Consider the following 22,390-nt stretch of genomic DNA (forward strand, 5'->3'; position numbering starts at 1 on the left):
CTGGCAAAGATCGCGCCAAGCAAAATCCATACCAGAAAACGGGAAAAAATTCTCCCGATCTAACCTACGGTAAACCCTCTATTCTACCACTCTCGGCTTCTTCAACTCTAGGATTCTTTCAGTCAGGGCGAGGTAGCGCGCCTTGTCCTGGGCGTCTTGCAGACCCGCGGCGGCCAGTTGCTGCTGTTCAGCAATGGCGGCATGCAGGGCCACCATGCGCAGCGCATCATGCAACTCGGCGTCGGGATCCGGCAACTCTTCTTCATAGATGGTGGCCGTCGACGCCATCACAAGAGTCTGCGACAACGCGCTGCCCTCGGCAGCCTGCAACAGCGCGCCCGCGTGCTGGGCGCCCGTTTCGCGCACCAGCGCCAGCAGCGCCTTGACCGATTCGTATCCCTGGTTGGCCTCCAGCAAATGTTCGGCATCTTCGCCCAGGTGCCGGACCAGGCCGGGATGCGTCAGCAGCAGCTGAAGCAATCGCCCCGCTATCGGAGTCACCCTGGCCCGCGGGCCCGTGTAGCCCTGCGGCCGCTCGTCGCCGTAGCGACCGTCGCGGTCCCGGAAACGCCCGCTCTTGAAGCGCCCCGGCCGGAACCCGCCGCCCACGGCCGGCCCGGCGGGCCGCTCGTGAAAATCCGGGGCAGGTTCGTAGAAATGGTCGTCAGGCGGTTCGTGATCGGGCACCCAGTCCGGGGCTTCGGCACTGCCCTGCACGCCATTATTAGACTCTGAGCGCCCCGGCGCCGGGGAAGTTCCCCGCATTTGCGCCGGCGTCTGCACCAGCGGCCCGCTGGGCACGTCCTGCAACGGAACCAACTGGCCCAGTTCTTCCGTGGTCAGGCGGGTCAGTTGCGCCAATTCCCGCTGCACCTGCATGCGCAGCGCGCCGGCCGGCATGGCCTGCAGCAGCGGCTTGGCATCGTGCACGCAGCGCGCCCTGCCCTCGGCCTCGTCCATCTGATGCCGCTCGGCCAGTTCGCCCAGCATGAACTGGGACAGGGGCATCGCTTCGCGCAGGGCCTTGCGGAAGCGCTCCGCGCCGAATTCGCGCACGTACGAGTCAGGATCGTGCTCGTCCGGCAGGAAAAGAAAGCGGATGGAGATGTCGTCGCGCAACAACGGCAGGCAAGCCTCCAGCGCGCGCCAGGCCGCCTTGCGGCCGGCCTTGTCGCCGTCGAAGCTGAAAATCACGCTATCGCTGGCACGCAGCAGCTTCTGCACGTGCACGGGCGTGGTGGCCGTGCCCAGCGTGGCCACGCCGCACTCGATACCGAGCTGCGCCAGCGCGACGACGTCCATGTAGCCCTCGACCACCACCACCATGCCCTCCTTGCGGATGGCCTGGCGCGCCTCCCAGAGCCCATACAGCTCGGATCCCTTCGAGAAGATGGGGGTTTCAGGTGAATTGAGGTATTTGGGCTCGCCTTTGCCGATGATGCGGCCACCGAAACCGATCAGATGGCCCCGGGCATTCCGGATGGGAAACGTGACGCGCTCGCGGAACCGGTCGTAACGTCGGCCATCTTCGCTCAGGATGACCAGTCCGGCCTCGACCAGCAACGGATCGTCGTAGCCGGGCAGGACCGCGGACAAGCCCTGGCGCTCGCCGCCGGCCCAGCCCAGTCCGAAACGGGCAGCGATCTCGCCGGAGACGCCGCGTCCTTTCAGGTAGGCCACGGCGGCACCCGCCCCGCGCAACTGCTGCCGGTACCAGGTATTGGCGGTTTCCAGCACCTGGCTATGGCGCGACACCATGGCTTCGCGCTGCTGGCGAGCGGCCCGCTGGCGGGGGCTGCGTTCCTCCTCGGGAACCGACATGCCCACCATTCCGGCCAGCGACCGCACCGCTTCGGGAAAGCCGGCGCCGGTGTGTTCCATCAGGAAGCGGATGGCCGTGCCATGAGCGCCGCAACCGAAGCAGTGATAGAACTGCTTCGTGGGACTGACCGTGAAGGACGGCGATTTTTCGCCGTGGAAGGGGCACAATCCCAGCAGATTGGCGCCCGCCTTGCGCAACTGCACGTGCTGGCCCACGACATCGACGATGTCGACCCGGGCCAGCAGATCCTGGATGAATGATTCTGGGATCATGCGCGCAGCGCGAAAGGACAATGCATGGACCGCCGGCTCAACCCAGGCGGGCCTTGATCAGCTTGGACACTTCGGCCATGTCCGCGCGCCCGGCCAGCTTGGGCTTGACCAGCCCCATCACCTTGCCCATGGCCGCGCCACCGGTGACGCCCTGCGCCGAAACCTCGGCCACGGCGGCAGCGACCACCGCGTCGATCTCTTCCTGGGGAGCGGCCTGCGGCAGGAACTCCTGCAGGACCGCCATTTCCGCGCGCTCCTGCTCGGCCGACTCGGTCCGGCCGGCCTGTTCAAACGAGGCGATCGACTCGCGGCGCTGCTTCACCTGCTTCTCGACGATGGCGACGATGTCGGCATCCGCCAGCTCGCGGCGCTCGTCGACTTCCTTTTGTTTGACCGCGGCCGACAGCAGCCTCAACGTTCCGAGGCGCTCGGCCGCCTTGGCGCGCATCGCGCTCTTGATTTCATCGGACAGGCGGGCTTTGAGGGTATCTGCGCTCATGGAGGGATTCCGCGATAAGAGAGAAGCCGGGCGCCACGACAGGCGCGAGCCAGGACAGAGGATAACGGCAAAAACGCCAAAAGCCGCCCGGCTGGTGCCGTAGCGGCTCTGACAACAACTTTGCGAAACTACCGGAAAGCTTCGTCGCGCCAAGGGCGCGGCAGCAATCAGTACAGGCGCTTGGGCAGCTGCTGGCTGCGGATGCGCTTGTAGTGGCGCTTGACGGCAGCGGCATGCTTGCGCTTGCGTTCGGCCGTGGGCTTTTCGTAAAACTCGCGCGAGCGCAGTTCGGTCAGCAAGCCAGTCTTTTCAATGGTGCGCTTGAAACGACGCAGGGCGACCTCAAACGGCTCATTTTCTTTAACGCGAATTGTCGGCATGTAACGATTGCCTCGGGGTTGCTAGGGGTTGATCAAGCCTGCCAATATAGCAGATCCTTTTCCATATTGCCAACCCTTCCGCAGCCCGGGTGCTACACTGCCGCTAGGGTTAACTCTGATCATAATCGCGTCCGCGCGCATTTTTCAATGATTGTCCTCGGCTTCGAAAGCTCCTGCGACGAAACCGGCGTCGCCGTCGTCAGCGCCGAACGCGGCCTGATCTCCCACGCGCTGTATTCGCAGGTCGAGATGCACCAGGCCTACGGCGGCGTGGTGCCGGAGCTGGCCTCCCGCGACCACGTGCGGCGGGTGCTGCCCCTGACGCAGCAGGCCCTGAACGATGCCGGCCTGACCCTGGACGACGTCGACGCGGTCGCCTACACCGCCGGGCCGGGCCTGGCCGGCGCGCTGCTGGTGGGCGCCAGCGTGGCGCAAGCCATCGCCTGGGCCCGCGACCTGCCCTCCATCGCCATCCATCACCTGGAAGGACACCTGCTGTCGCCGCTGCTGGCGACGCCCCGGCCCGAATTCCCTTTCGTCGCGCTGCTGGTCTCCGGCGGGCACACCCAGCTCATGCGGGTGGACGGCGTGGGACGCTACGAATTGCTGGGCGAGACCCTGGACGATGCTGCCGGCGAGGCTTTCGACAAGACCGCGAAGCTGCTGGGCCTGGGCTACCCCGGCGGACCGGCGCTGTCCCGGCTGGCCGAATCCGGCCGCGCCGACCGCTTCGACCTGCCCCGCCCCAAACTGCACAGCCCCGATCTGGATTTCAGCTTCAGCGGCCTGAAGACCGCCGTGCTGACCCGCATGAAAACCCTGGACGCCGACGACGCGCAAGCCCGCGCCGACCTGGCCGCGGCCACGCAGGATGCCATCGTTTCGGTACTGGTCGCCAAGGCCGCCAAGGCCCTCGAGGCCACCGGCCTGAAGCGCCTGGTCGTCGCCGGCGGCGTGGGCGCCAACCGGCTGCTGCGCGAACGCCTGGCCACCCACCTCGCGCGCCTGCGCGCCCAGGTCTTCTTTCCGCCGCTGGAACTGTGCACCGACAACGGCGCCATGATCGCCTTCGCCGGCGCCCTGCGCCTGCAAGCCGGCCTGGCCAACCCCACCGAGCGCCACATGAGCTTCACGGTCCAACCCCGGTGGCCATTGGAGCCCCCCCCTACGCGCTGACGCGCGCCCCCCAGGGGGCGATGCGGGTGGACCGGCGGAGCCGGATCCACCGCATCCTGGGTCTGCGTGGGGATATATCGATGCAGAGCACCGCGTACTTGCTTTGATCCTGGGCGCCGCGGATCCGGCTTTGCCGGTCCGCCAGCGCCGCCCCCTTGAGGGGGCGCCCGAAGGGCGTAGGGGGTGGGCTTCCCCTCAGCGCGTAGGGGGGGACCCCTTCCCTCCGAGCTTGCTTTCCTTGCCGGCCATCAGCTTGGAGATGTTCTGCCGATGGCGGTAGAGCAGCATCAGCGCCATCAGGCCGATGGCGGTGCCGATCCGGGAATCGGCGGTCCAGGCCACGCCGTGGCCGAACACGTAGTAGATGGGCGCGAAGACGGCCGCGACGATCGCCGCCAGCGACGAATAACGGAAGAACAGCGCCACGATCAGCCAGGTCGCCAGCGTGGCCACGCCCAGCCAGGGCTGCAGGCCCAGCAGCACGCCCAGCGCGGTCGCCACGCCCTTGCCGCCCTTGAACCGGAAGAACACCGGGTACAGGTGGCCCAGGAATACCGCCAGCGCCACCACCGCGATCGTGGTTTCGCCCAAGCCGAGCCGATACGCGTAGACCTGGGCCAGCCACACCGCCACCCAGCCCTTGAAGGCGTCGCCGATCAGCGTCAGGATCGCGGCGGCCTTGCTGCCCGAGCGCAGCACGTTGGTGGCGCCCGGATTGCCCGAGCCGTAGGAGCGCGGATCGTCGAGCCCCATCACCCGGCTCACGACCACGGCGAACGAAATGGAACCGATCAGATAGGCGATGACGGCGGCGGCGACGGTGATCATGGATGGGGAACCCTTGGGCCTATGTGGCCACGTCACGGTGACGATGGCATGACAGGCGGCGATTCTACCGGTTGGGCAGGACACTGTCCCGCTGCAAGCGCACGAAATCCGCCGCGCACGCTTGCGTCATAGCGCCGCGGCGACGGGAACGGCCTTCAACAGGCGGACCAGTTCGCCGGGGGCCATCCCCACGAGATACCCCCGGCGGCCGCCGTTGATGAGGATGCGCGGCAGGTCGAGCACGCTGCCTTCCACGTACACCGGCATGGCCTTGCGGGTTCCGAAGGGCGAGGTGCCGCCCACCTGGTAGCCCGAATGCCGCTGCGCCACCTCGGGCTTGCAGGGCGCCACCTTCTTGACGCCGATCTGCCGCGCCAGGTTCTTGGTCGACACTTCCTTGTCCCCATGCATCAGGATGATCAGCGGCCGGGCGGCCTCGTCTTCCATGACCAGGGTCTTGACCACGGCGTGCTCGTCCTCGCCCAGTTGGCGCGCCGATTCCGACGTACCCCCGTGTTCGACGTAGTCGTAGGCATGTTCGGTGAAGGCGACGCCGTGCTTGCGCAGGAATTGCGTGGCGGGAGTTTCTGAAACGTGTCGGGCTTTGCTCATGATGAAGGGCGGCCTCAGCCTCGCGGGTGATGCCGCGCGTGCAGCAGTTTAAGACGCTCGCGCGCGATATGCGTATAGATCTGCGTGGTGGAGATGTCGGCATGCCCCAGCAGCATCTGCACCACTCTCAGGTCGGCGCCATGATTGAGCAGGTGCGTGGCGAAGGCGTGCCGCAGCACATGCGGCGACAGGGCCGCGCGTATGCCGGCCCGCAGCGCGTATTTCTTGACGATCAGCCAGAAGCTCTGCCGCGTCATGGCGGTAGCGCGGGCGGTCACGAACAGCGCATCGCTGATCTTGCCGCCCAGCAGCGCGGGACGCGACGCCTCCAGATAGCGCGTGATCCAGTGCGCCGCCTCCGCGCCCAGCGGCACGAGCCGGTCCTTGCCGCCCTTGCCCATGACCACGCGCACCACGCCCTCGTTCAAGCCGACGTCCAGGGACTTCAGATCGACCAGCTCGGACACGCGCAGGCCCGTGGCGTACAGCGTTTCCAGCATGGCGCGGTCACGCAGCCCCAGGTCGGTGTCGAGGTCCGGCGCGCCCAGCAGGGCCTCGACCTGGGCCTCGGACAGCGTCTTGGGCAGGCGGGGCGGCTGCTTGGCGGCACGCAGCGTCAGGCAGGGATCGGCCTGCACGCGGTGCAGGCGCAGGGCCCATTGGAAATAGCGGCGCAGCGTCGCCAGCCGCCGGTTGGCCGTGGTGGCCTTGCTCTGGTGGTGGACCGCCGCGAACCACGCCTCGATGTCGTGCGCCTGGGCGCGATCCAGTGCCGAGGCGCGTTTTTCTTTCAGCCAGGCGTCGAAGGCCGACAAGTCCTGGCGATAGGCACGCAGGGTGTTGTCGGACAATCCGTCCTCCAGCCACATGGCTTCGAGAAAGGCCGCGATGCCGGGATCGTCATCCGGGCGCGCCACCCCCTGCCTGGACCGGCCCCGGCCGTCCCGGGCCGCGTTCATGCCGTGCGCCCCCGGCTGCGCCGCCGCGTGCCGGCGCCGGGCGGCGCCAGCAAGGCCACTTCCAGGACAGCCAGCACGTCGTCGCCCGTCCGGGACGCGAACGCGGGAACAGACTGCCGGCCACGCCAGCCGTCAAGCCGGCCTTCGAGCAGCAAGGTCGCGAAACCGTGGACCGCCGACCAGGCCAGCAACAGCCGCCGCTCGAAGTCCTGGCCCTGCCCGTCCAGCCCCCGCTCGGCCAGCGCGCCGGCCAAGGTGGTGGACAAGTGGCCGGCGGCCTCGCTGCCCGCCTGCTCCAATCCGGCATCGCCCGGCGACAAGCGGTCGTAGCGGAACATCAACTGGAACCGGGCGCGATGGCCGATGGCGAAATCGATGTATGCCAGCCCCACGGCCCGCAATTGGGCCTGCGGCGAGGCGGTCGCCTTGTCGCGATAGGCCCGCATCATGGCCGACAGCTGCCGGAACCCCTCGGCGGCGAAGGCCGTCAGCAAACCGGCGGCATCGCCGAAGTGATGCGCGGGCGCCGCATGGGAGACCCCGGCGCGGCGCGCGCATTCGCGCAGCGTGAAACCTTCGAGGCCGCGCTCGTCGAGCAGGGATTGCGCCGCGTCGAGCAACGCCTGGCGCAGGTCGCCGTGGTGATAGGAACCCGCCTGGCGGGCAACGGTGCGACGGGGGCGCTTGCCGCCCGGGGGAAGATCAGCTCGCATGCGCCATCTTCGCAAAGAAATCTTTACGCCGTCAAATTGGCCGGGCGGCACGGCCGGATTTTTTCTTGACAGTGTAAACATCAAAGACTATCGTGGCGTTTCTTTATCTAGACAGCGTCAAGACCATGATCGCCGACTTCATTCTCGCCTGGATGCACCACCTCTGTTTCCTGGGCATGGCCGCGGCACTGGCCATGCAATGGACGCTCCTGGGCCCGTCGCGCCCCGCCATTCCCCTGGCCCTGCTCGGCAAGACCGACGCCTGGTACGGCAGCCTGGCCATGCTGATCCTGGCCATCGGCGCGGCACGCGTCGCCTGGGGCCCCAAGGGCGCGGCCTTCTACCTGGACAACCCCGTCTTCTGGGCCAAGATCGCGGTCTTCCTGGCCGTGGGCGCCATCTCGGCCCTGCCCACCATCAACTACCTGCGCTGGCGCCAGCAAGCCCGCAACGACCCCGCCTTCCAGCCATCGCCCGCCGACATCGGCAAAGTCCGCAAGGCCATCCGCCTCCAGTTCCTGGGCTGGCTAGCCCTCCCCATCCTGGCCGCCGCCATGGCCAGAGGGATTTAGCCCCCTACGCGCTTCGCGCGCCCCCCCAGGGGGCGATGCGGGTGGACCGGAAGGGAAACCCACTCCCACGCCCTTCGGGCGCCCCCTCAAGGGGGCGATGCGGGCGGACCGGCAAAGCCGGATCCACCGCATCCTGGGGTACAACCTGGCTGGCGGAGGACAGACATTCTTGCCTCTTGTCAGCACAAATGAGAACGGCCTTGCATCAGATGCAAGGCCGTTCCCGTATTCGCGGTCGTCCCAGATCCAGGGCACAGCGGATCCGGCTCCGCCGGTCCGCCAGTGCCGCCCCCTGGGGGGCGCGCGTAAGCGCGTAGGGGGGGTCCTACTCCAATTTGATGTTCTGCTTCTTCACCACGTCCTTCGCCTTGTTCAGTTCCTTCTCGATCTCGGTGCGGAATTCGGCGGGCGTGTTGCCGACGGCGGCGGCGCCCTGCTTGGCCAGGGTGTCCTTCACCTGCGGATCGGACAGCACCTTCACAGCGGCGTCGCGCAGCTTGTTGACGATGTCGGCGGGCGTCCCGGCGGGAGCCAGCAGGCCGTACCAGGCCGGATCGTTCATCAGCGGCAGGCCCAGTTCCTTGAACGTGGGCACGTCGGGCAGGCCGTCCACCCGCTTGTCCCACGCGACCGCCAGCGCCTTGAGCTTGCCGGCCTGGATGTTGGGCATGGACGAAGGCAGGTTGTCGAACAGCATCTGCACCTGGCCGCCGACCACGTCGGCGATGGCCGGCCCCGAACCGCGATAGGGAATGTGGACGATCTTGGCGCCCGTACCCAGCTGGAAGAGTTCACCCAGGAAGTGGTTGATGCTGCAAGTGCCCGAGGTGGCGAACGAGAACTTGCCGGGTTCTTTCTTGGCCAGTTCCAGGAAGGACTTGAAGTCGTTGGCCGGGACCTTGGGGTTGACGGCCAGCACATTGGCCGTGTGGGCGAAGTTGGTGACCGGCTGGAAGTCCTTGAGCGGGTCGTAGCCCAGCTTGGGGTTGCACGCGGGGTTGATGGCCATCGTCGAGACGGTGGCGATGCTGAGCGTGTAGCCGTCCGGCGCGGCGCGCGCGGCTTCGCTGGCGCCGATGGCCCCGCCCCCGCCGCCGCGGTTCTCGATCACGAAGGGCTGGCCGAGTTCGCGGCCCATGCGCTCGCCCACGAGCCGGGCGATGATGTCCGTCGAGCCGCCGGGCGCGAACGGCACGATGACGCGTACCGGCTTGTTGGGATAGGACTGGGCGGCGGCCGTGCCGGGCACGGCGAGCATGGCGGCGGACACGGTCAACCCCGCCAGCGAAGCGGCGATTCTTGCTGCTTTCATGCGTACTCCTCTTGTGGATGGTCCTTCACGGAATCGGCCCGTGCCGCAACGATGCGGAGGTGTCTGCGCACGAGTCTCCATGCTGTGCGCCGACCATGCCTTCTTGATCTCATGGTTCAAGCGGGCCTGGTCAAAAGAATAGCAAACAGGTTTGACACGCCATGCGTGTCAAACCTCTCGTTTTCCCCGACCCTGGCACGCCAGAGCCCAGCGCACGTGCTCGCGGACCAGTTCGCTGGGGTGATCGGCCCGCTCGCGCAGCGCGGCGCGCGCCTCGTCCGAGGCCGGTGCGTTGCCCAGCGCCACCGCCAGATTCCGCAGCCACCGTTCGTAGCCGATGCGGCGGATCGCGCTGCCCTGGGTGCGCTGGTCGAAATCCCGCTCGGTCCAGGCAAACAGATCGAGCAGCGATGCCGTGTCCAGCCCATGGCGCGGCGCGAAATCCCCCTCGGCGCAGGCGCGCGCGTACTTGTTCCAGGGACAGGCGGTCTGGCAGTCGTCGCAGCCGTATACGCGCGTGCCGATGGCGGGCCGCAGCGCCTCGGGAATGCTGCCCTTGAGCTCGATGGTCAGGTAGGAGATGCAGCGCCGGGCGTCCACCACGTAGGGCGCCACGATGGCGCCGGTCGGACAGGCGTCGATGCAGCGGCGGCATTGTCCGCAGTGCGGCGTCTCCAGGTGGTCGGCCGGCAGGGGCAGGTCGGTCAGGATCTCGCCCAGGAAGAACCAACTTCCGTCGCGCGACAGCAACAACGTATGCTTGCCGCGCCACCCCAGCCCGGCCTTGCGCGCCAGCTCCACTTCCATGACCGGCGCCGAATCGGTGAAGACGCGGTAGCCGAAGGGGCCGGCATGCTGGGCGATGCGGTCCGCCAGCCGCTGCAGGCGCTGCCGCAGGACCTTGTGGTAGTCCCGGCCCAGGGCATAGGCGGCGACGACCGCCCGGTCGCCCGCTTCCAGGGCCTGCCGCTGGCGCGCCGCCAGCGCGGGTCCATCCAGCGGGGCGTAGTCCATGCGCACCATGATGGCTGAGCGGGCCCCCGAGACCAATTGAGCAGGATCCTGCCGCAGCGGCAGGTGACGCTCCATATAATCCATCTCGCCATGCATGCCCTCGGCCACCCAGGCGGCCAGCCGCTGGCCGGCCTCGTCCAGGTCAAGGTCGGCGAACCCCACTGCGGAAAAACCCAGCTCCCGGCCCCAGCCGCGTATGGTTTCGGCCAGCGCGGCCAGGTCGGGGCCGTCCTGGGTGGAAACGGGGGTAAACGGGGGCGACGCTGACATACTGTCATGGTAGCCCATGCCCATGAACCCTGCCCTTCATCCCGCCATGTCCAACGCCCGCCACGCCCATCTGCCCGACGAATCCGCCACCGAAGCCCTGGCCGCCCGGATGGCTCCGCTGGTCGCCAACGGGGGCCGCATCCACCTCCACGGCGACCTCGGCGCCGGCAAAACCAGCTTCGCCCGGGCACTGTTGCGCGGAGTCGGCGTTACAGGTCGAATCAAAAGTCCGACGTTCACGCTAGTTGAACCTTACAAAGTTTCGAACTTATACTGCTATCACTTTGATTTTTATCGTTTTACCGATCCACGCGAGTGGCTCGACGCCGGATTCCGGGACGCCCTGCGCGATGACGCCCTCGTGCTCATCGAATGGGCGGAACGCGCAGGCGGTGCGCTCCCGGTCCCGGACCTGGACATCGCGCTGTCTTATGAAGGCGCAGGACGCGGAGTGACGCTCGATGCCCACACCGCAAAAGGGCAGGCATGGCTGAACACACTTTTTCCCGACGCGACGAGCTAGAACCCGACCCCGACCTTCCGGCCGGCACGCCGGCCCTGTCCTATGCCCAGGCCCAAGGGGTGCTCGCGCCCCGCGGCATCTCCCGCCGGCGGCTGGTAGCCGGCCTGGCCGCCACGCTGGTGGTGCCTTTGGTCCCGACGGCCACGCGGGCCGCCGAACTGGTCGCGGTGCGCCTGTGGCCCGCCCCCGACTACACCCGGCTCACGCTGGAGCTGGACGCCGAACTCAAGACCGAGCATTTCGTGCTGGACAATCCGGACCGCGTGGTCCTGGATATCGAAGGCGTGGAAATGAACGCCGCGCTGCGCGACCTGGTGTCCAAGGTCCGGCCCGACGATCCGTACATCGCCAGCGTGCGCGTCGGACAGAACCGTCCCAACGTGGTGCGGCTGGTGCTGGACCTGAAACAGGAAACCATCCCCCAGGTCTTCAGCCTCAAGCCCGTGGGTGAATACAAGCACCGCCTCGTGCTCGACCTTTACCCCAAGGCGGCCCAGGATCCCCTGGTCGCGCTGGCGAACAAGGGCGGCGACGACCCGATGGCGCAGATCCTGGAAAACCTGCAGTCCGAACGCGACGCCATCCCGGCACCCGGCACGGGGGCCGGGGCCAACGGCGCGCCCATTCCGGAAGCGGCGCCCCAGGCACCGTCCATCCGCCGCCGGTCCGATCCCGCGCCGCAGGTGGCGCGGATGATCACGGTGGCGCTGGACCCCGGACACGGCGGCGAAGACCCCGGTGCGATCGGCCGCGGCGGCACGCGGGAAAAGGACGTCGTGCTGCGGATCGCGCGCGGGCTCAAGGCCATGATCGATCAGCAGCCCAACATGCGCGCCATGCTGACCCGCGACGGCGATTACTTCGTGCCGCTGCACGTGCGCGTGGCGAAGGCGCGGCGGGTGCAGGCCGACCTGTTCGTATCGGTGCACGCCGACGCCTGGATCAAGCCGGACGCGCGCGGCTCGTCGGTGTTCGCTCTGTCCGAACGCGGGGCCAGCAGCAGCGCGGCACGCTGGCTGGCGGCCAAGGAGAACGCCTCCGACCTGATCGGCGGCGTCAACATCGGCTCGCACGACAAACAGATCGCCCGGGTGCTGCTGGACCTGTCCACCACGGCCCAGATCAACGATTCACTCAAGCTCGGCCGCGCGGTGCTGGACGAACTGTCCAACATCAACCGCCTGCACAAGCCGCGGGTCGAGCAGGCCGGCTTCGCCGTGCTGAAGGCGCCCGACATCCCGTCCATCCTGGTCGAAACCGCCTTCATCAGCAATCCGGAAGAGGAAAAGCGCTTATCGGACGTGTCCTACCAGAGCAGCATGGCGACCGCCATCATGCAGGGCATCCAGCGCTATTTCGCGAAGAACCCGCCTCTGTCGAAGAACAAACTGACGTAGGGGTCCCCCCCTACGCGCTTCGCGCGCCCCCCAGGGGGCGATGCGGGTGGACCGGCGGAGCCGGATCCACCGCATCCTGGGTCTGGTGGGGTTGTCTTGGTGCGGAGCACCGCATGCTTGCCTTGATCCCGGGCGCGGCGGATCCGGCTTTGCCGGTCCGCCAGCGCCGCCCCCTTGAGGGGGCGCCCGAAGGGCGTAGGGGGTGGGCTTCCCCTCAGCGCGTAGGGGGGGGCGACTTCAGGCCGCCTATCAGTTTCCACAGGCCGCCCAGGACCACGGGGACGATGGCGGCGGCCAGGCCTATCAGGACGATGGTGTTCAGGTGTTCGCGCACCAGGGGCAGGTTGCCGAAGAAGTAGCCGGCCAGGACGAGCAGGAGCACCCATAGCAGCGCGCCGATGATGTTGAAGAACTGGAAGCGGGCGACGGTCATGTAGCCGACGCCGGCGACGAAGGGGGCGAAGGTCCGGACCACGGGCAGGAAGCGGGCGATGATCAGGGTCTTGCCGCCGTGTTTCTCGTAGAAGGCATGGGTCTTGATCAGGGCCGCGCGGTCCAGGAAGCGGATGTTCTGCGAGAACACGCGGGGGCCGATGTAGCGGCCCACGTAGTAGTTGACGGTATTGCCCGAGACCGCGGCGATCAGCAGCAGCACGATCAGCACCATGGGATGCATGCTGCCGGTGGCGGCGAAGGCGCCGGCGATGAACAGCAGCGAATCGCCCGGCAGGAAGGGCAGGACGACCAGGCCGGTCTCGGCGAACACGATCAGGAACAGGATGAGGTAGATCCAGGCGCCATATTGCGCGACCCACACGCCCAGGGTCTGGTCGATATGGATCAACATCTGCAGGAATTCGAGCATGGGAAGCCGGAGGTAGGGGACGAGGAAAAAGGCGAGCGGGCACTATAGCCGACGCAGGCGTTTCCGCGCATGTCAAAGCATGACAGGATCCCTGCGCCCCAAGAGGGGCCACTATAATCCGGCCATGTCCGAACGTCGCCCCATCGCCCAGCTTCCCGACCTCCTGATCAGCCAGATCGCGGCGGGTGAAGTCATCGAGCGCCCTGCCTCGGTCCTCAAGGAATTGATGGAGAACGCCATCGACGCCGGCGCGCGCGCGGTCGACGTGCGGCTCGAGGGCGGCGGCATCCGGCGGATCGCCGTCAGCGACGACGGTGGCGGCATTCCTCCGGACGAACTGCCGCTGGCCGTCTCCCGCCACGCCACCAGCAAGATCCGGTCGCTGAACGAACTCGAATCGGTGGCCTCGATGGGGTTCCGCGGCGAGGCCCTGGCCTCGATCGCCTCCGTCGCCCGGCTCACCTTGATTTCGCGCACGGCCAGCGCCGACCATGCCTGGCAATGGGAAGACGGCCAGGTCTCTCCCGCCTCCGGCCCCCCGGGCACCACGGTGGACGTGCGCCAGCTGTTCGACCTGGTGCCGGCCCGGCGCAAGTTCCTCAAATCGGAAGCCACGGAATTCGGCCATTGCGTGGAGGCCTTCCAGCGCATCGCGCTCGCGCACTGCCATATCGCCTTCCGCCTGTTCCACCACGACCGGGCCTACCAGCAGCACCTGCCCGCCGATCCGGTGCGCCGCATCCATGACGTACTGGGCGCGGAATTCGGCCAGGGCGGCCTGCCGGTGCAGGCCGACGCCGGCGCGATCCGCCTGCATGGCGTCGTCTCGCGCCCCACCGCCTCGCGCGCCCGTGCCGACCGCCAGTACCTGTACGTCAACGGCCGCTTCGTGCGCGACCGCACGGTCAGCCACGCCATGCGCGCCTCCTATGCCGACGTGCTGCACGGCGACCGCCAGCCGGCCTACGTGCTGTTCCTGGACCTGGACCCGGCGGCGGTGGACGTCAACGTGCATCCGGCCAAGCACGAGGTGCGCTTCCGCGAAAGCGGCGCGGTACACCGCTTCGTGACGCAGATCATCGGCCAGACCCTGGCCCATGCCGCGGGCGCGGCGACCGGCGTGGACGCGGCGGCCCAGGCGGTGCCGTCCGAGACGGTCCAGGCCGACGGCATGCCCGCGCCGACCATCCAGGGTCGTGTCGACGGCGCGGGCGCCCTGCCCATGCCGGTCTCGTCCGAACCGGGTTCCACGCGCCCCGTGGCCCCCGCGCTGGCCTCGTCCTCGCAGTTGCCGTTCCGGCTGCAGGATGCCCCGTCCGCGTATCGGCCCGAGCTGGGCGCGCGCATCCTGGCCCTGCACGAACCTCTGGCGCCCGCCCCCTCGCCCAGCGCCGTCGGCATGGCCCAGGCCCTGGCCGGCGCCCGCCCCCGCCCGCTGCCGGACGGCACTGACCTGCCGCTCGGCATGGCGATCGCCCAGTTGCACGGGATCTACGTGCTGGCCCAGAACGCGCACGGGCTGGTCGTGATCGACATGCACGCGGCCCATGAACGCATCGTGTACGAACAGCTCAAGAACGCCCTGGATGCGCGCGAGATGCCGCGGCAGAACCTGCTGGTGCCGGTCGTGTTCCGGGCTTCGGAAAGCGACGTCGCGCTGGTCGAGGAACAGCAGGAAGCCCTGTCCGACCTCGGCTTCGAACTGCGGCCGGCTGGTCCCGCCTCGGTCGCCGTGCGCGCCGTGCCCGCGCCGCTGGCCCAGGCCGACATCGAGACCCTGGCGCGCGAAGTGCTGCGCGACTTCGCCGAGGTGGGCGCCTCGCGCCTGCTGACCGAGCAGCGCAACGAACTGCTGGCGACCATGGCCTGCCACGGCGCGGTGCGCGCCAACCGCCGGCTCAACCAGGACGAGATGAACGGCCTGCTGCGGCAGATGGAGGCGACTGAACGCGCCGACCAGTGCAACCACGGCCGTCCGACCTGGGTGCAGCTCAGCGTGGGCGATCTCGACCGCCTGTTCCTGCGCGGGCGCTGAGTCCGCACCGAAGATGGCCGACCGCAGCCCCTTTCCCGTCCTGTGCCTGATGGGCCCCACCGCCGCCGGCAAGAGCGCGGCCACGCTGGCGCTGGCCGACCGCTGGCCGCTCGAGATCGTCAACGTCGATTCCGCCACCATCTATCGCAGCATGGACATCGGCACGGCCAAGCCCAGCCGGGAGGAACGCCTGCGCGTGCCGCAGCACCTGCTGGACATCCGCGATCCGGCCGAAAATTTCTCGGCCGGCCAGTTCCGCGCCGAGACCCTGCGCCTGATCGCCGACATCCGCGCCCGGGGCCGCATCCCGCTGCTGGCCGGCGGCACCATGATGTATTTCAAGGCGCTGCGCGAGGGCCTGGACAACCTGCCGCAGGCGGACGCCGTCCTGCGCGCGGAACTGAACGCCCGCGCCGCCGACATCGGCTGGCCCGCCCTGCACGCCGAACTGGCGCGCGTCGATCCGGCCACCGCCGCGCGGCTCTCGCCCAACGACAGCCAACGCATCCAGCGCGCGCTGGAGATCCATGCGCTGACCGGCCAACCCATGTCGTCCCTGCTGACCGGCCAGGCCGCGCCGGCCGACACCGGCCTGCGCTACGTCAACCTGAGCCTGGAACCCTCGGAACGCGCCGGCCTGCATGCCAGGATCGAACAGCGCTTCGACGCCATGCTCGAGGCCGGCCTGGTGGACGAGGTTCGCCGCCTGCGGGCGCGCGGCGACCTGAGTCCCGACCTGCCGTCCATACGATGCGTGGGGTACCGCCAGGTCTGGGGCTATCTGGCCGGGGAAATCCACGGCGCCGAGATGCGGGGCCAGGCGGTCGCCGCCACCCGGCAACTGGCCAAGCGCCAGATCACCTGGCTGCGCGCCCTGCCCGACCGGCTGGCGGTGGACTGCCTGGCGGCGGACAGCACGGCGCGCGTGATCGACGCGGCCGCCGCCACGCTGGACGCGTCCCTGGAAGCGGCCGGCAATCCGCGCTGACGGCGCGCCCGCGCCACGCCCCGCCCGCCGCGGCGTGCGCCGGGGCGCCGGCCCTGCTATGCTGGATGCGTGCGCGGCCCGTTGCCGCGCTTTGCGCTTTCGACGACAGATTCATGAACAGGTACTGGAGCCGCGTCACTCAACAACTGACGCCCTACGTCCCCGGCGAACAACCGCAGATAGACGGACTCGTCAAACTCAACACGAACGAGAATCCGTATCCGCCCTCGCCGCGCGCCCTGGAAGCCATACGCCAGGCCACCAACGAGACGCTGCGGCGCTATCCCGACCCCGACGCCAACGTGTTCAAGGCGGCGGTGGCGCGCTTCCATGGCGTGCAGGCCGACCACGTCTTCGTCGGCAACAGCTCGGACGAGGTGCTGGCCCACGTCTTCGTCGGCCTGCTCAAGCACGACCTGCCGTTGCTGTTCCCGGATGTGACCTACAGCTTCTACCCGGTCTACTGCGGCCTGTACGGCATCGACTACCGCACCGTGCCGCTGGCCGACGACCTGTCCCTGCGCGTGCAGGACTACGGCCAGCCGAACGGCGGAATCATCTTCCCCAATCCGAACGCCCCCACCGGCCGCCTGCTGCCCCTGGAGGACATCGAGACGCTGCTGAAGGCGAATCCGGATTCGGTCGTCGTGGTGGATGAAGCCTACGTCGATTTCGGCGGCACGTCGGCGGTCCCGCTGGTGGCGGCCCATCCCAACCTGCTGGTGGTGCAGACGCTGTCCAAGGCGCGCTCGCTGGCGGGCCTGCGGGTCGGTTACGCCATCGGCCAGCCGCATCTGATCGAGGGGCTGGAACGGGTCAAGAGCAGCTTCAACTCCTATCCGCTCGACCGCCTGGCCATGGCCGGCGCGACCGCGGCCATGGAAGACACCGCTTATTTCGATCGTACCCGCCAGGCCGTCATCGCCTCGCGCGTGCGCTTGACCGCCAAGCTGGAAGAACTGGGTTTCGAGGTGCTGCCGTCGGCCGCCAACTTCGTCTTCGCACGCCACCCCGGCCACGATGGCGCGGCCCTGCTGAAGGCGCTGCGCGAACGCAAGGTCCTGGTGCGGCATTTCAAGCAGCCGCGCATCGACCAGTACCTGCGCATCACGGTCGGCACCGACGCCGAATGCGATGCGCTGCTAAGCGCATTGAGGGATATCCCCCCTACGCGCTGAGGGAAGCCCCCCCAGGGGGCCGACGGCGGTGGACCGGCGGAGCCGGATCCACCGTGTCGTAGTCTGTGTTGCCGTTCTCGGTGCGGAGCACCGCATGCTTGGTTTGATCCAGGGCGCCGCGGATCCGGCTTTGCCGGTCCGCCAGCGCCGCCCCTTGAGGGGCGCGGCCATAGGCCGCGTGGGGTGGACTACCTGTCGGGGCGCCCGAAGGGCGTAGGGGGTGGGCTTACACCACTTCGGTTTGGGCGGCGCCGGGTTGTTGGTCGACGATTTCGCCCAGGCGGTAGACGGTTTCGCCTTGTTCGCGCAGCGTCGCGGCAACAGCGTCGGCCTGGTCGGCCGAGACCACCACCACCATGCCGATGCCGCAGTTGAAGACGCGGTGCATCTCGACGTCGGCTACCTGGCCTTCGCGTTGCAGCCACGTGAACAGTTCGGGCATCTTCCATGCATCGCGGTGCAGGCGCGCGGCCAGGCCGGGGCGCAGGATGCGCGGCACGTTGTCCAGCAGGCCGCCGCCGGTGATGTGGGCCAGGCCCTTGATCTCGTGCTTGGCGATGGCCGCCAGCACTTGCTTGACGTAGATGCGCGTGGGCGCCATGACGACGTCGCGCAGGGGCTGGCCGTGGAAGTCCTGGTCCGGCGTGGCGCCGGCGCGTTCGATGATCTTGCGCACCAGCGAATAGCCGTTGGAGTGCGCGCCGCTGGAAGCCAGGCCCAGCACGGCGTCCCCGGGCTGGATGCGGCTGCCGTCGATGGCCTGCGATTTCTCGACCGCGCCGACGGCGAAACCCGCCAGGTCGTATTCGCCATCGGGGTACATGCCCGGCATTTCGGCGGTTTCCCCGCCGATCAGGGCGCAGCCGGCCAGTTCGCAGCCCTTGGCGATGCCGCCGACGACCGTGGCGGCGGTGTCCACCGACAGGCGGCCGCAGGCGAAGTAGTCCAGGAAGAACAGCGGCTCGGCGCCCTGCACCAGGATGTCGTTCACGCTCATGGCCACCAGGTCGATGCCCACGGTATCGTGCTTGTTCCACGAGAACGCCAGACGCAGCTTGGTACCCACGCCGTCGGTACCCGACACCAGCACGGGCTCGCGGTACTTCTTGGGCACCTCGAACAGGGCCCCGAATCCGCCAATGCCGGCCAGCACTCCTTCGCGCATGGTGCGCTTGGCGAGGGGCTTGATGCGCTCGACCAGGGCATCGCCGGCGTCGATGTCGACGCCCGCGTCGCGGTAGGTTAGAGAGGAAGCGCTGGGTTGTTGTGCGGACATGGGATGGACCGAAAAGTGGATGGGCGCGGGCTTTCGCGGCAAAAAAACCAGCCGGGACCGCCTGAAAGCTATAATTTTACGATGATTGGTATTCCCATGCAGCGGACAGGGATTTACATCGGGGCAACGCCCGGTGGCACCCGCCGCGCCCCGCGTTCCTTTTCTGCCTGCGCAGCCTTGCCCGGCCCGACCTGTCGCCCCCCAACGCCATGATCGTCCGACGCTGCGGGTCTCTTAGCCGCACCTCATGAAGCAGTTGCTACTCGACGTTCTTGCCGCGCCGGCTCCGTCCCTGGAAAACTATGTCGCGGGCCCCAATACCGAGGCCCTGGCGAGCCTGCGCGCGCTGGCGCCCGGCCGCGCCGTCTACCTCTGGGGCCCCGCCGGCTGCGGCCGCACCCACCTGTTGCGGGCCTTGTCCGACCGGCCCGGCGCGCTCTACCTGGACAGCCACAGCCCCGTGTCGGCCTACCGCCGCACGGCCCAGCCCGAGGAGTCCGACGTCCGCCCGGCGTTGATCGCCGTCGACGACCTGCACCTCCTGGACGAACCCCGGCTTGCCAGCGTGTTCTCGCTGTACAACCGCTGGCGCGAAACCTCGGCCACCGACATCGCCCTGTCGCTGATCGTGGCCGGCGAACGCGCGCCGGGCCAGCTCGAGATTCGCGAGGACCTGCGCACCCGCCTGGGCTGGGACCTGGTCTTCCGGCTGGAAGTGCTGTCCGATGCCGAGAAGACCGACGCCCTGATCCGCCAGGCCGCCAGCCGCGGGCTGCAGCTCGCGCCCGAGGTGGTGAACTGGATTCTTACCCACTACGAGCGGGACATGCGCCAGCTGGCCGCCCTGCTCGATGCCCTGGACCGCTATTCGCTGGCGGCCAAGCGCCCGATCACGCTGCCGCTGTTGCGCGCCATGCTGGCCGAACAGCCCCCACCGCCCTCCATTCAGTCGTATTCTTCGTTGTCATGATCCCCACCCAAGCGCCACCTGCCCGCCTCGCCCTGTTCGACCTGGACCACACCCTGCTGCCGCTCGACAGCGACTACCGGTGGGCCGATTTCCTCGCCCGCGCCGGCCACGTCGGCGACCCCGTGGCCGCCCGCGCCCGGAACGAAGAGCTGATGCAGCGCTACGACGCCGGCAAGCTGACCGCGATGGAGTCGGCCGAGTTCATGCTGGGCCTCCTGGCCCGCAGCACGCCCTACGACCTGGCCCGCTGGCACGAGGACTTCATGGCCGAGGTGATCCGCCCCGCCATCTCCGACCAGGCCATCGCGCTGGTGCGCGAGCACCTGGAGGCGGGCGACCTGTGCGCCATCGCCACCTCGACCAACACCTTCGTGACCGCGCCCATCGCGCGCGCCTTCGGCATCCCCGTGCTGCTGGGCACCGAGCCGGAATACACCGCCGGCCGCTACACCGGCCGCATCCAGGGCATCCCGTGCTTCCGCGAAGGCAAGGTGGTGCGCGTCAACCAATGGCTGGCCGGCCACGGCTGGCAGTTGTCGGATTTCCGGCAGTCTTTCTTCTATAGCGACTCGATGAACGATGTCCCGCTGCTCGAAGCGGTGACCGACCCGATCGCTGCCAACCCATCCGCCGCGCTGCGCGAACTGGCGCGCGAACGAGGCTGGCGCATCACGGACCTGTTCGCATGATCAAGAAGCTCATCAGCAAGCTCTTCACCCCCCGCGCGGCGCGCCCCATCCTGAGCGTCAAGCGGCATGCGCCGCTGCGCGTGCCCCAGGCCAAGCACGGCATCGACCGCCGGCTGGTCTCGCGCCATGCGATCAAGGTCTGCGACGTGCTGCACGAGAACGGCTTCGAGGCCTACATCGTCGGCGGCGCCGTGCGCGACCTGATCGTGGGCGCCCAGCCCAAGGACTTCGACGTGGCCACCAACGCCACGCCGGAACAGATACAGCCGCTGTTCCGCCGCGCCCGCATCATCGGCCGCCGCTTCCGCCTGGTGCACGTGGTGTTCGGCCAGGAGATCATCGAAACCTCCACCTTCCGCGCCTCGGGCTCGGACGAACAGACCACCGACGAACACGGCCGCATCCTGCGCGACAACGTCTTCGGCACGCTGGAGGAAGACGCCGCGCGGCGGGACTTCACGCTGAACGCGCTGTACTACGACCCCGCCACCGAGATCGTCATCGACTATCACGACGGCGTGGCCGACCTGAAGAAGAAAACCGTCAGCATCATCGGCGACGCGTCCAAACGCTACCGCGAGGACCCGGTCCGCATGCTGCGCGGCATGCGCTTCGCCGCCAAGCTGGACTTCGCCATCGCGCCGTCCACGCTCGCGCCCATACGCGAGATGGCCCACCTGATCGAGAACGTGCCTGCGTCGCGTCTGTTCGACGAGATGCTGAAAATGCTGACCTGCGGCCACGCGCTGGACTGCCTGCGCCGGCTGCGCGCCGAGGGCCTGCACAAGGGCCTGCTGCCGCTGCTGGACGTGGTGCTGGAACAGCCGGGGGGCGAACGCTTCGTGAAGCTTGCCCTGGAACGCACCGACGTGCGCGTGCGTAGCGGCAAGTCGGTCAGCCCCAGCTTCCTGTTCGCCGCGCTGCTGTGGCAGCAGGTCAACCACCGCTGGCAGCAGTACCGCGCCGACGGCGAACTGCCCATGCCCGCCCTGGGCATGGCCGTGGATTCCGTGCTGGACGACCAGACCGAGAAGCTCGCCATCCAGCGCCGCTTCGTGTCCGACATGCGCGAGATCTGGTTCATGCAGCCGCGCTTCGAGCGGCGCCAGAGCAAGGGCGCCTGGCGCATGCTCGAACAGCCGCGCTTCCGTGCCGCCTGCGATTTCCTGCAATTGCGCGCCGCCGCCGGCGAGGTCGACAGCGCGCTGGCGCAATGGTGGATGGACCTGGCCGACGCCAGCGACGCGGCGCGCGCCGAGATGCTGGAAGACCTGGCCCGCCAGCCACGCGCGGCCGGGGAAGCCACGGCTCCCCGCAAGCGCCGCCGGCGCAGCGGCCGTTCGCGCCAGGGGGGCCCGGCCGAGGGCGGACCGGAAGGCGGCACCCCGGTAGCCGGATGAACGCACCCGCCTGGCAGACGGCCTGGGTGGGATTGGGCGCAAACCTGGGCGACCCGGCCGCCACCCTGCGCGAAGCGCTGGCCGCGCTGGCCGCCCATCCCCAGGTGCGGCAGGACGCGCTCTCCCGCTTCTACCGCACCGGGCCGATCGACTCCAGCGGTCCCGACTACGTCAATGCCGTCGTGCGCCTGCGCACCACGCTGCCTCCTCTGGCGCTGCTGGACCTGCTCCAGGACATCGAACGGCGCCACGGCCGCGAACGCCCCTATCGCAACGCTCCCCGCACGCTGGACCTGGACCTGCTGGCGGTCGACGGCCAGCGCCTGGACACGCCCCGGCTGACCCTGCCCCACCCCCGCATGCACCAGCGCGCCTTCGTGCTGCGCCCGCTGTCGGACATCGATCCGGGCATGACGCTGCCCCAGGGGCCGGTGGACGAACTGCTGCGCGCCTGCGCGGACCAGGCGGTGTTTCCGCTGGACTAGAAGCGGTCGTTGCGCTGGGCCAGGTCGTGTTGACGCCAACGAATGAAGATTGCATGCATATTCGCAGGTGCTCAATGCGATCCTGTACTCGGATCACGCACAAAAATACTTGACATTCCCATAGTGTCAAGGCGGAGCATCAAGCCTTGATCTGG

22 protein-coding genes are annotated in these 22,390 nt (G+C 68.4%); 11 read left to right on the top strand and 11 right to left on the bottom strand.

Annotated elements, in window-relative coordinates; translation table 11 throughout:
- Positions 1–78 precede the first annotated feature (78 nt).
- The 3 genes from dnaG to rpsU all read right to left on the bottom strand — a co-directional run bounded on the left by dnaG (position 79) and on the right by rpsU (position 2,973).
- A complete protein-coding gene (dnaG, locus tag EGT29_RS19730; RefSeq protein WP_124690568.1) occupies positions 79–2,094 on the bottom strand; it encodes a DNA primase in 2,016 nt (671 codons plus the stop codon).
- Between the two features lie 37 nt (positions 2,095–2,131).
- Positions 2,132–2,593 (bottom strand): GatB/YqeY domain-containing protein, encoded by a 462-nt coding sequence (locus EGT29_RS19735; RefSeq protein WP_124690569.1) that lies wholly within the window; start codon positions 2,591–2,593, stop codon positions 2,132–2,134.
- A gap of 167 nt (positions 2,594–2,760) precedes the next feature.
- Positions 2,761–2,973: a 30S ribosomal protein S21 gene (rpsU, locus tag EGT29_RS19740; protein WP_087782307.1), complete on the bottom strand. Its 213-nt coding sequence runs from the start codon at positions 2,971–2,973 to the stop codon at positions 2,761–2,763.
- A gap of 147 nt (positions 2,974–3,120) precedes the next feature.
- Here rpsU and tsaD point away from each other — a divergent pair, with 147 nt between their 5' ends.
- Positions 3,121–4,149, top strand: a complete 1,029-nt coding sequence (gene tsaD, locus EGT29_RS19745; protein ID WP_124690570.1) for a tRNA (adenosine(37)-N6)-threonylcarbamoyltransferase complex transferase subunit TsaD — start codon at positions 3,121–3,123, stop codon at positions 4,147–4,149.
- A 195-nt stretch (positions 4,150–4,344) separates the two neighbouring features.
- On the opposite strand, the gene plsY is transcribed toward tsaD, so the two are convergent.
- From plsY to EGT29_RS19765, 4 genes are all read right to left on the bottom strand, one after another.
- Positions 4,345–4,977 carry a glycerol-3-phosphate 1-O-acyltransferase PlsY gene (gene plsY, locus EGT29_RS19750; RefSeq protein ID WP_124690571.1) on the bottom strand — a complete coding sequence of 211 codons (633 nt, stop codon included), beginning with the start codon at positions 4,975–4,977 and terminating at the stop codon, positions 4,345–4,347.
- 126 nt (positions 4,978–5,103) lie between these two features.
- Positions 5,104–5,589: a Cys-tRNA(Pro) deacylase gene (gene ybaK / locus EGT29_RS19755; protein ID WP_124690572.1), complete on the bottom strand. Its 486-nt coding sequence runs from the start codon at positions 5,587–5,589 to the stop codon at positions 5,104–5,106.
- Positions 5,590–5,603: 14 nt separating this feature from the next.
- Positions 5,604–6,548, bottom strand: a complete 945-nt coding sequence (xerD, locus tag EGT29_RS19760; protein ID WP_124690573.1) for a site-specific tyrosine recombinase XerD — start codon at positions 6,546–6,548, stop codon at positions 5,604–5,606.
- Positions 6,545–7,261 carry a TetR/AcrR family transcriptional regulator gene (locus EGT29_RS19765; RefSeq protein WP_161567885.1) on the bottom strand — a complete coding sequence of 239 codons (717 nt, stop codon included), beginning with the start codon at positions 7,259–7,261 and terminating at the stop codon, positions 6,545–6,547. Before EGT29_RS19765 ends, xerD begins: the two co-directional genes overlap by 4 nt.
- 92 nt (positions 7,262–7,353) lie before the next feature.
- Here EGT29_RS19765 and EGT29_RS19770 point away from each other — a divergent pair, with 92 nt between their 5' ends.
- On the top strand, positions 7,354–7,833 hold the full coding sequence (locus EGT29_RS19770) for a DUF2214 family protein (protein ID WP_124690575.1): 480 nt from the start codon (positions 7,354–7,356) through the stop codon (positions 7,831–7,833).
- A 325-nt stretch (positions 7,834–8,158) separates the two neighbouring features.
- Here EGT29_RS19770 and EGT29_RS19775 read toward each other — a convergent pair whose 3' ends face one another.
- The gene (locus EGT29_RS19775; RefSeq protein ID WP_238160480.1) at positions 8,159–9,091 is read right to left on the bottom strand and encodes a tripartite tricarboxylate transporter substrate binding protein BugE; all 933 of its coding nucleotides are present in this window, start codon (positions 9,089–9,091) and stop codon (positions 8,159–8,161) included.
- A 222-nt stretch (positions 9,092–9,313) separates the two neighbouring features.
- Positions 9,314–10,429, bottom strand: a complete 1,116-nt coding sequence (queG, locus tag EGT29_RS19780; RefSeq protein ID WP_238160121.1) for a tRNA epoxyqueuosine(34) reductase QueG — start codon at positions 10,427–10,429, stop codon at positions 9,314–9,316.
- A 22-nt stretch (positions 10,430–10,451) separates the two neighbouring features.
- Between queG and tsaE the strand changes: the two genes are divergently transcribed.
- Together tsaE and EGT29_RS19790 are read left to right on the top strand one after the other, a co-directional pair.
- Positions 10,452–10,952 carry a tRNA (adenosine(37)-N6)-threonylcarbamoyltransferase complex ATPase subunit type 1 TsaE gene (tsaE, locus tag EGT29_RS19785; RefSeq protein WP_238160123.1) on the top strand — a complete coding sequence of 167 codons (501 nt, stop codon included), beginning with the start codon at positions 10,452–10,454 and terminating at the stop codon, positions 10,950–10,952.
- Positions 10,916–12,349 carry an N-acetylmuramoyl-L-alanine amidase gene (locus EGT29_RS19790; protein ID WP_124690578.1) on the top strand — a complete coding sequence of 478 codons (1,434 nt, stop codon included), beginning with the start codon at positions 10,916–10,918 and terminating at the stop codon, positions 12,347–12,349. The genes tsaE and EGT29_RS19790 overlap by 37 nt, the downstream gene beginning before the upstream one ends.
- Positions 12,350–12,563: 214 nt before the next feature.
- Here the strand turns inward: EGT29_RS19790 and EGT29_RS19795 are convergent, their stop codons facing one another.
- Positions 12,564–13,214, bottom strand: a complete 651-nt coding sequence (locus EGT29_RS19795) for a VTT domain-containing protein (RefSeq protein ID WP_124690579.1) — start codon at positions 13,212–13,214, stop codon at positions 12,564–12,566.
- Positions 13,215–13,338: 124 nt separating this feature from the next.
- On the opposite strand from EGT29_RS19795, the gene mutL reads away from it, so the two are divergent.
- The 3 genes from mutL to hisC all read left to right on the top strand — a co-directional run bounded on the left by mutL (position 13,339) and on the right by hisC (position 17,415).
- Positions 13,339–15,249 (top strand): DNA mismatch repair endonuclease MutL, encoded by a 1,911-nt coding sequence (gene mutL, locus EGT29_RS19800; protein WP_124690580.1) that lies wholly within the window; start codon positions 13,339–13,341, stop codon positions 15,247–15,249.
- A 13-nt stretch (positions 15,250–15,262) separates the two neighbouring features.
- Positions 15,263–16,237 (top strand): tRNA (adenosine(37)-N6)-dimethylallyltransferase MiaA, encoded by a 975-nt coding sequence (miaA, locus tag EGT29_RS19805; protein ID WP_124690581.1) that lies wholly within the window; start codon positions 15,263–15,265, stop codon positions 16,235–16,237.
- A 113-nt stretch (positions 16,238–16,350) separates the two neighbouring features.
- Complete coding sequence (gene hisC, locus EGT29_RS19810) at positions 16,351–17,415, top strand: histidinol-phosphate transaminase (protein WP_124690582.1); 1,065 nt, start codon at positions 16,351–16,353, stop codon at positions 17,413–17,415.
- A gap of 226 nt (positions 17,416–17,641) precedes the next feature.
- On the opposite strand, the gene purM is transcribed toward hisC, so the two are convergent.
- Positions 17,642–18,691, bottom strand: coding sequence for a phosphoribosylformylglycinamidine cyclo-ligase (gene purM, locus EGT29_RS19815; RefSeq protein ID WP_124690583.1), 1,050 nt, complete (start codon positions 18,689–18,691; stop codon positions 17,642–17,644).
- Between the two features lie 247 nt (positions 18,692–18,938).
- Here purM and hda point away from each other — a divergent pair, with 247 nt between their 5' ends.
- Genes hda through folK form a run of 4 tightly spaced genes read left to right on the top strand, consistent with a single transcriptional unit; the run spans position 18,939 to position 22,235 of the window.
- Positions 18,939–19,661: a DnaA regulatory inactivator Hda gene (gene hda / locus EGT29_RS19820; RefSeq protein ID WP_124690584.1), complete on the top strand. Its 723-nt coding sequence runs from the start codon at positions 18,939–18,941 to the stop codon at positions 19,659–19,661.
- Complete coding sequence (locus tag EGT29_RS19825; protein ID WP_124690585.1) at positions 19,658–20,350, top strand: HAD family phosphatase; 693 nt, start codon at positions 19,658–19,660, stop codon at positions 20,348–20,350. Before hda ends, EGT29_RS19825 begins: the two co-directional genes overlap by 4 nt.
- Positions 20,347–21,750, top strand: a complete 1,404-nt coding sequence (gene pcnB / locus EGT29_RS19830) for a polynucleotide adenylyltransferase PcnB (RefSeq protein WP_124690586.1) — start codon at positions 20,347–20,349, stop codon at positions 21,748–21,750. The genes EGT29_RS19825 and pcnB overlap by 4 nt, the downstream gene beginning before the upstream one ends.
- Positions 21,747–22,235, top strand: coding sequence for a 2-amino-4-hydroxy-6-hydroxymethyldihydropteridine diphosphokinase (folK, locus tag EGT29_RS19835; RefSeq protein WP_124690587.1), 489 nt, complete (start codon positions 21,747–21,749; stop codon positions 22,233–22,235). The genes pcnB and folK overlap by 4 nt, the downstream gene beginning before the upstream one ends.
- Positions 22,236–22,390 lie beyond the last annotated feature (155 nt).

The sequence above is a fragment of the Pigmentiphaga sp. H8 genome (assembly GCF_003854895.1).
Taxonomy (GTDB): Bacteria; Pseudomonadota; Gammaproteobacteria; order Burkholderiales; family Burkholderiaceae_B; genus Pigmentiphaga.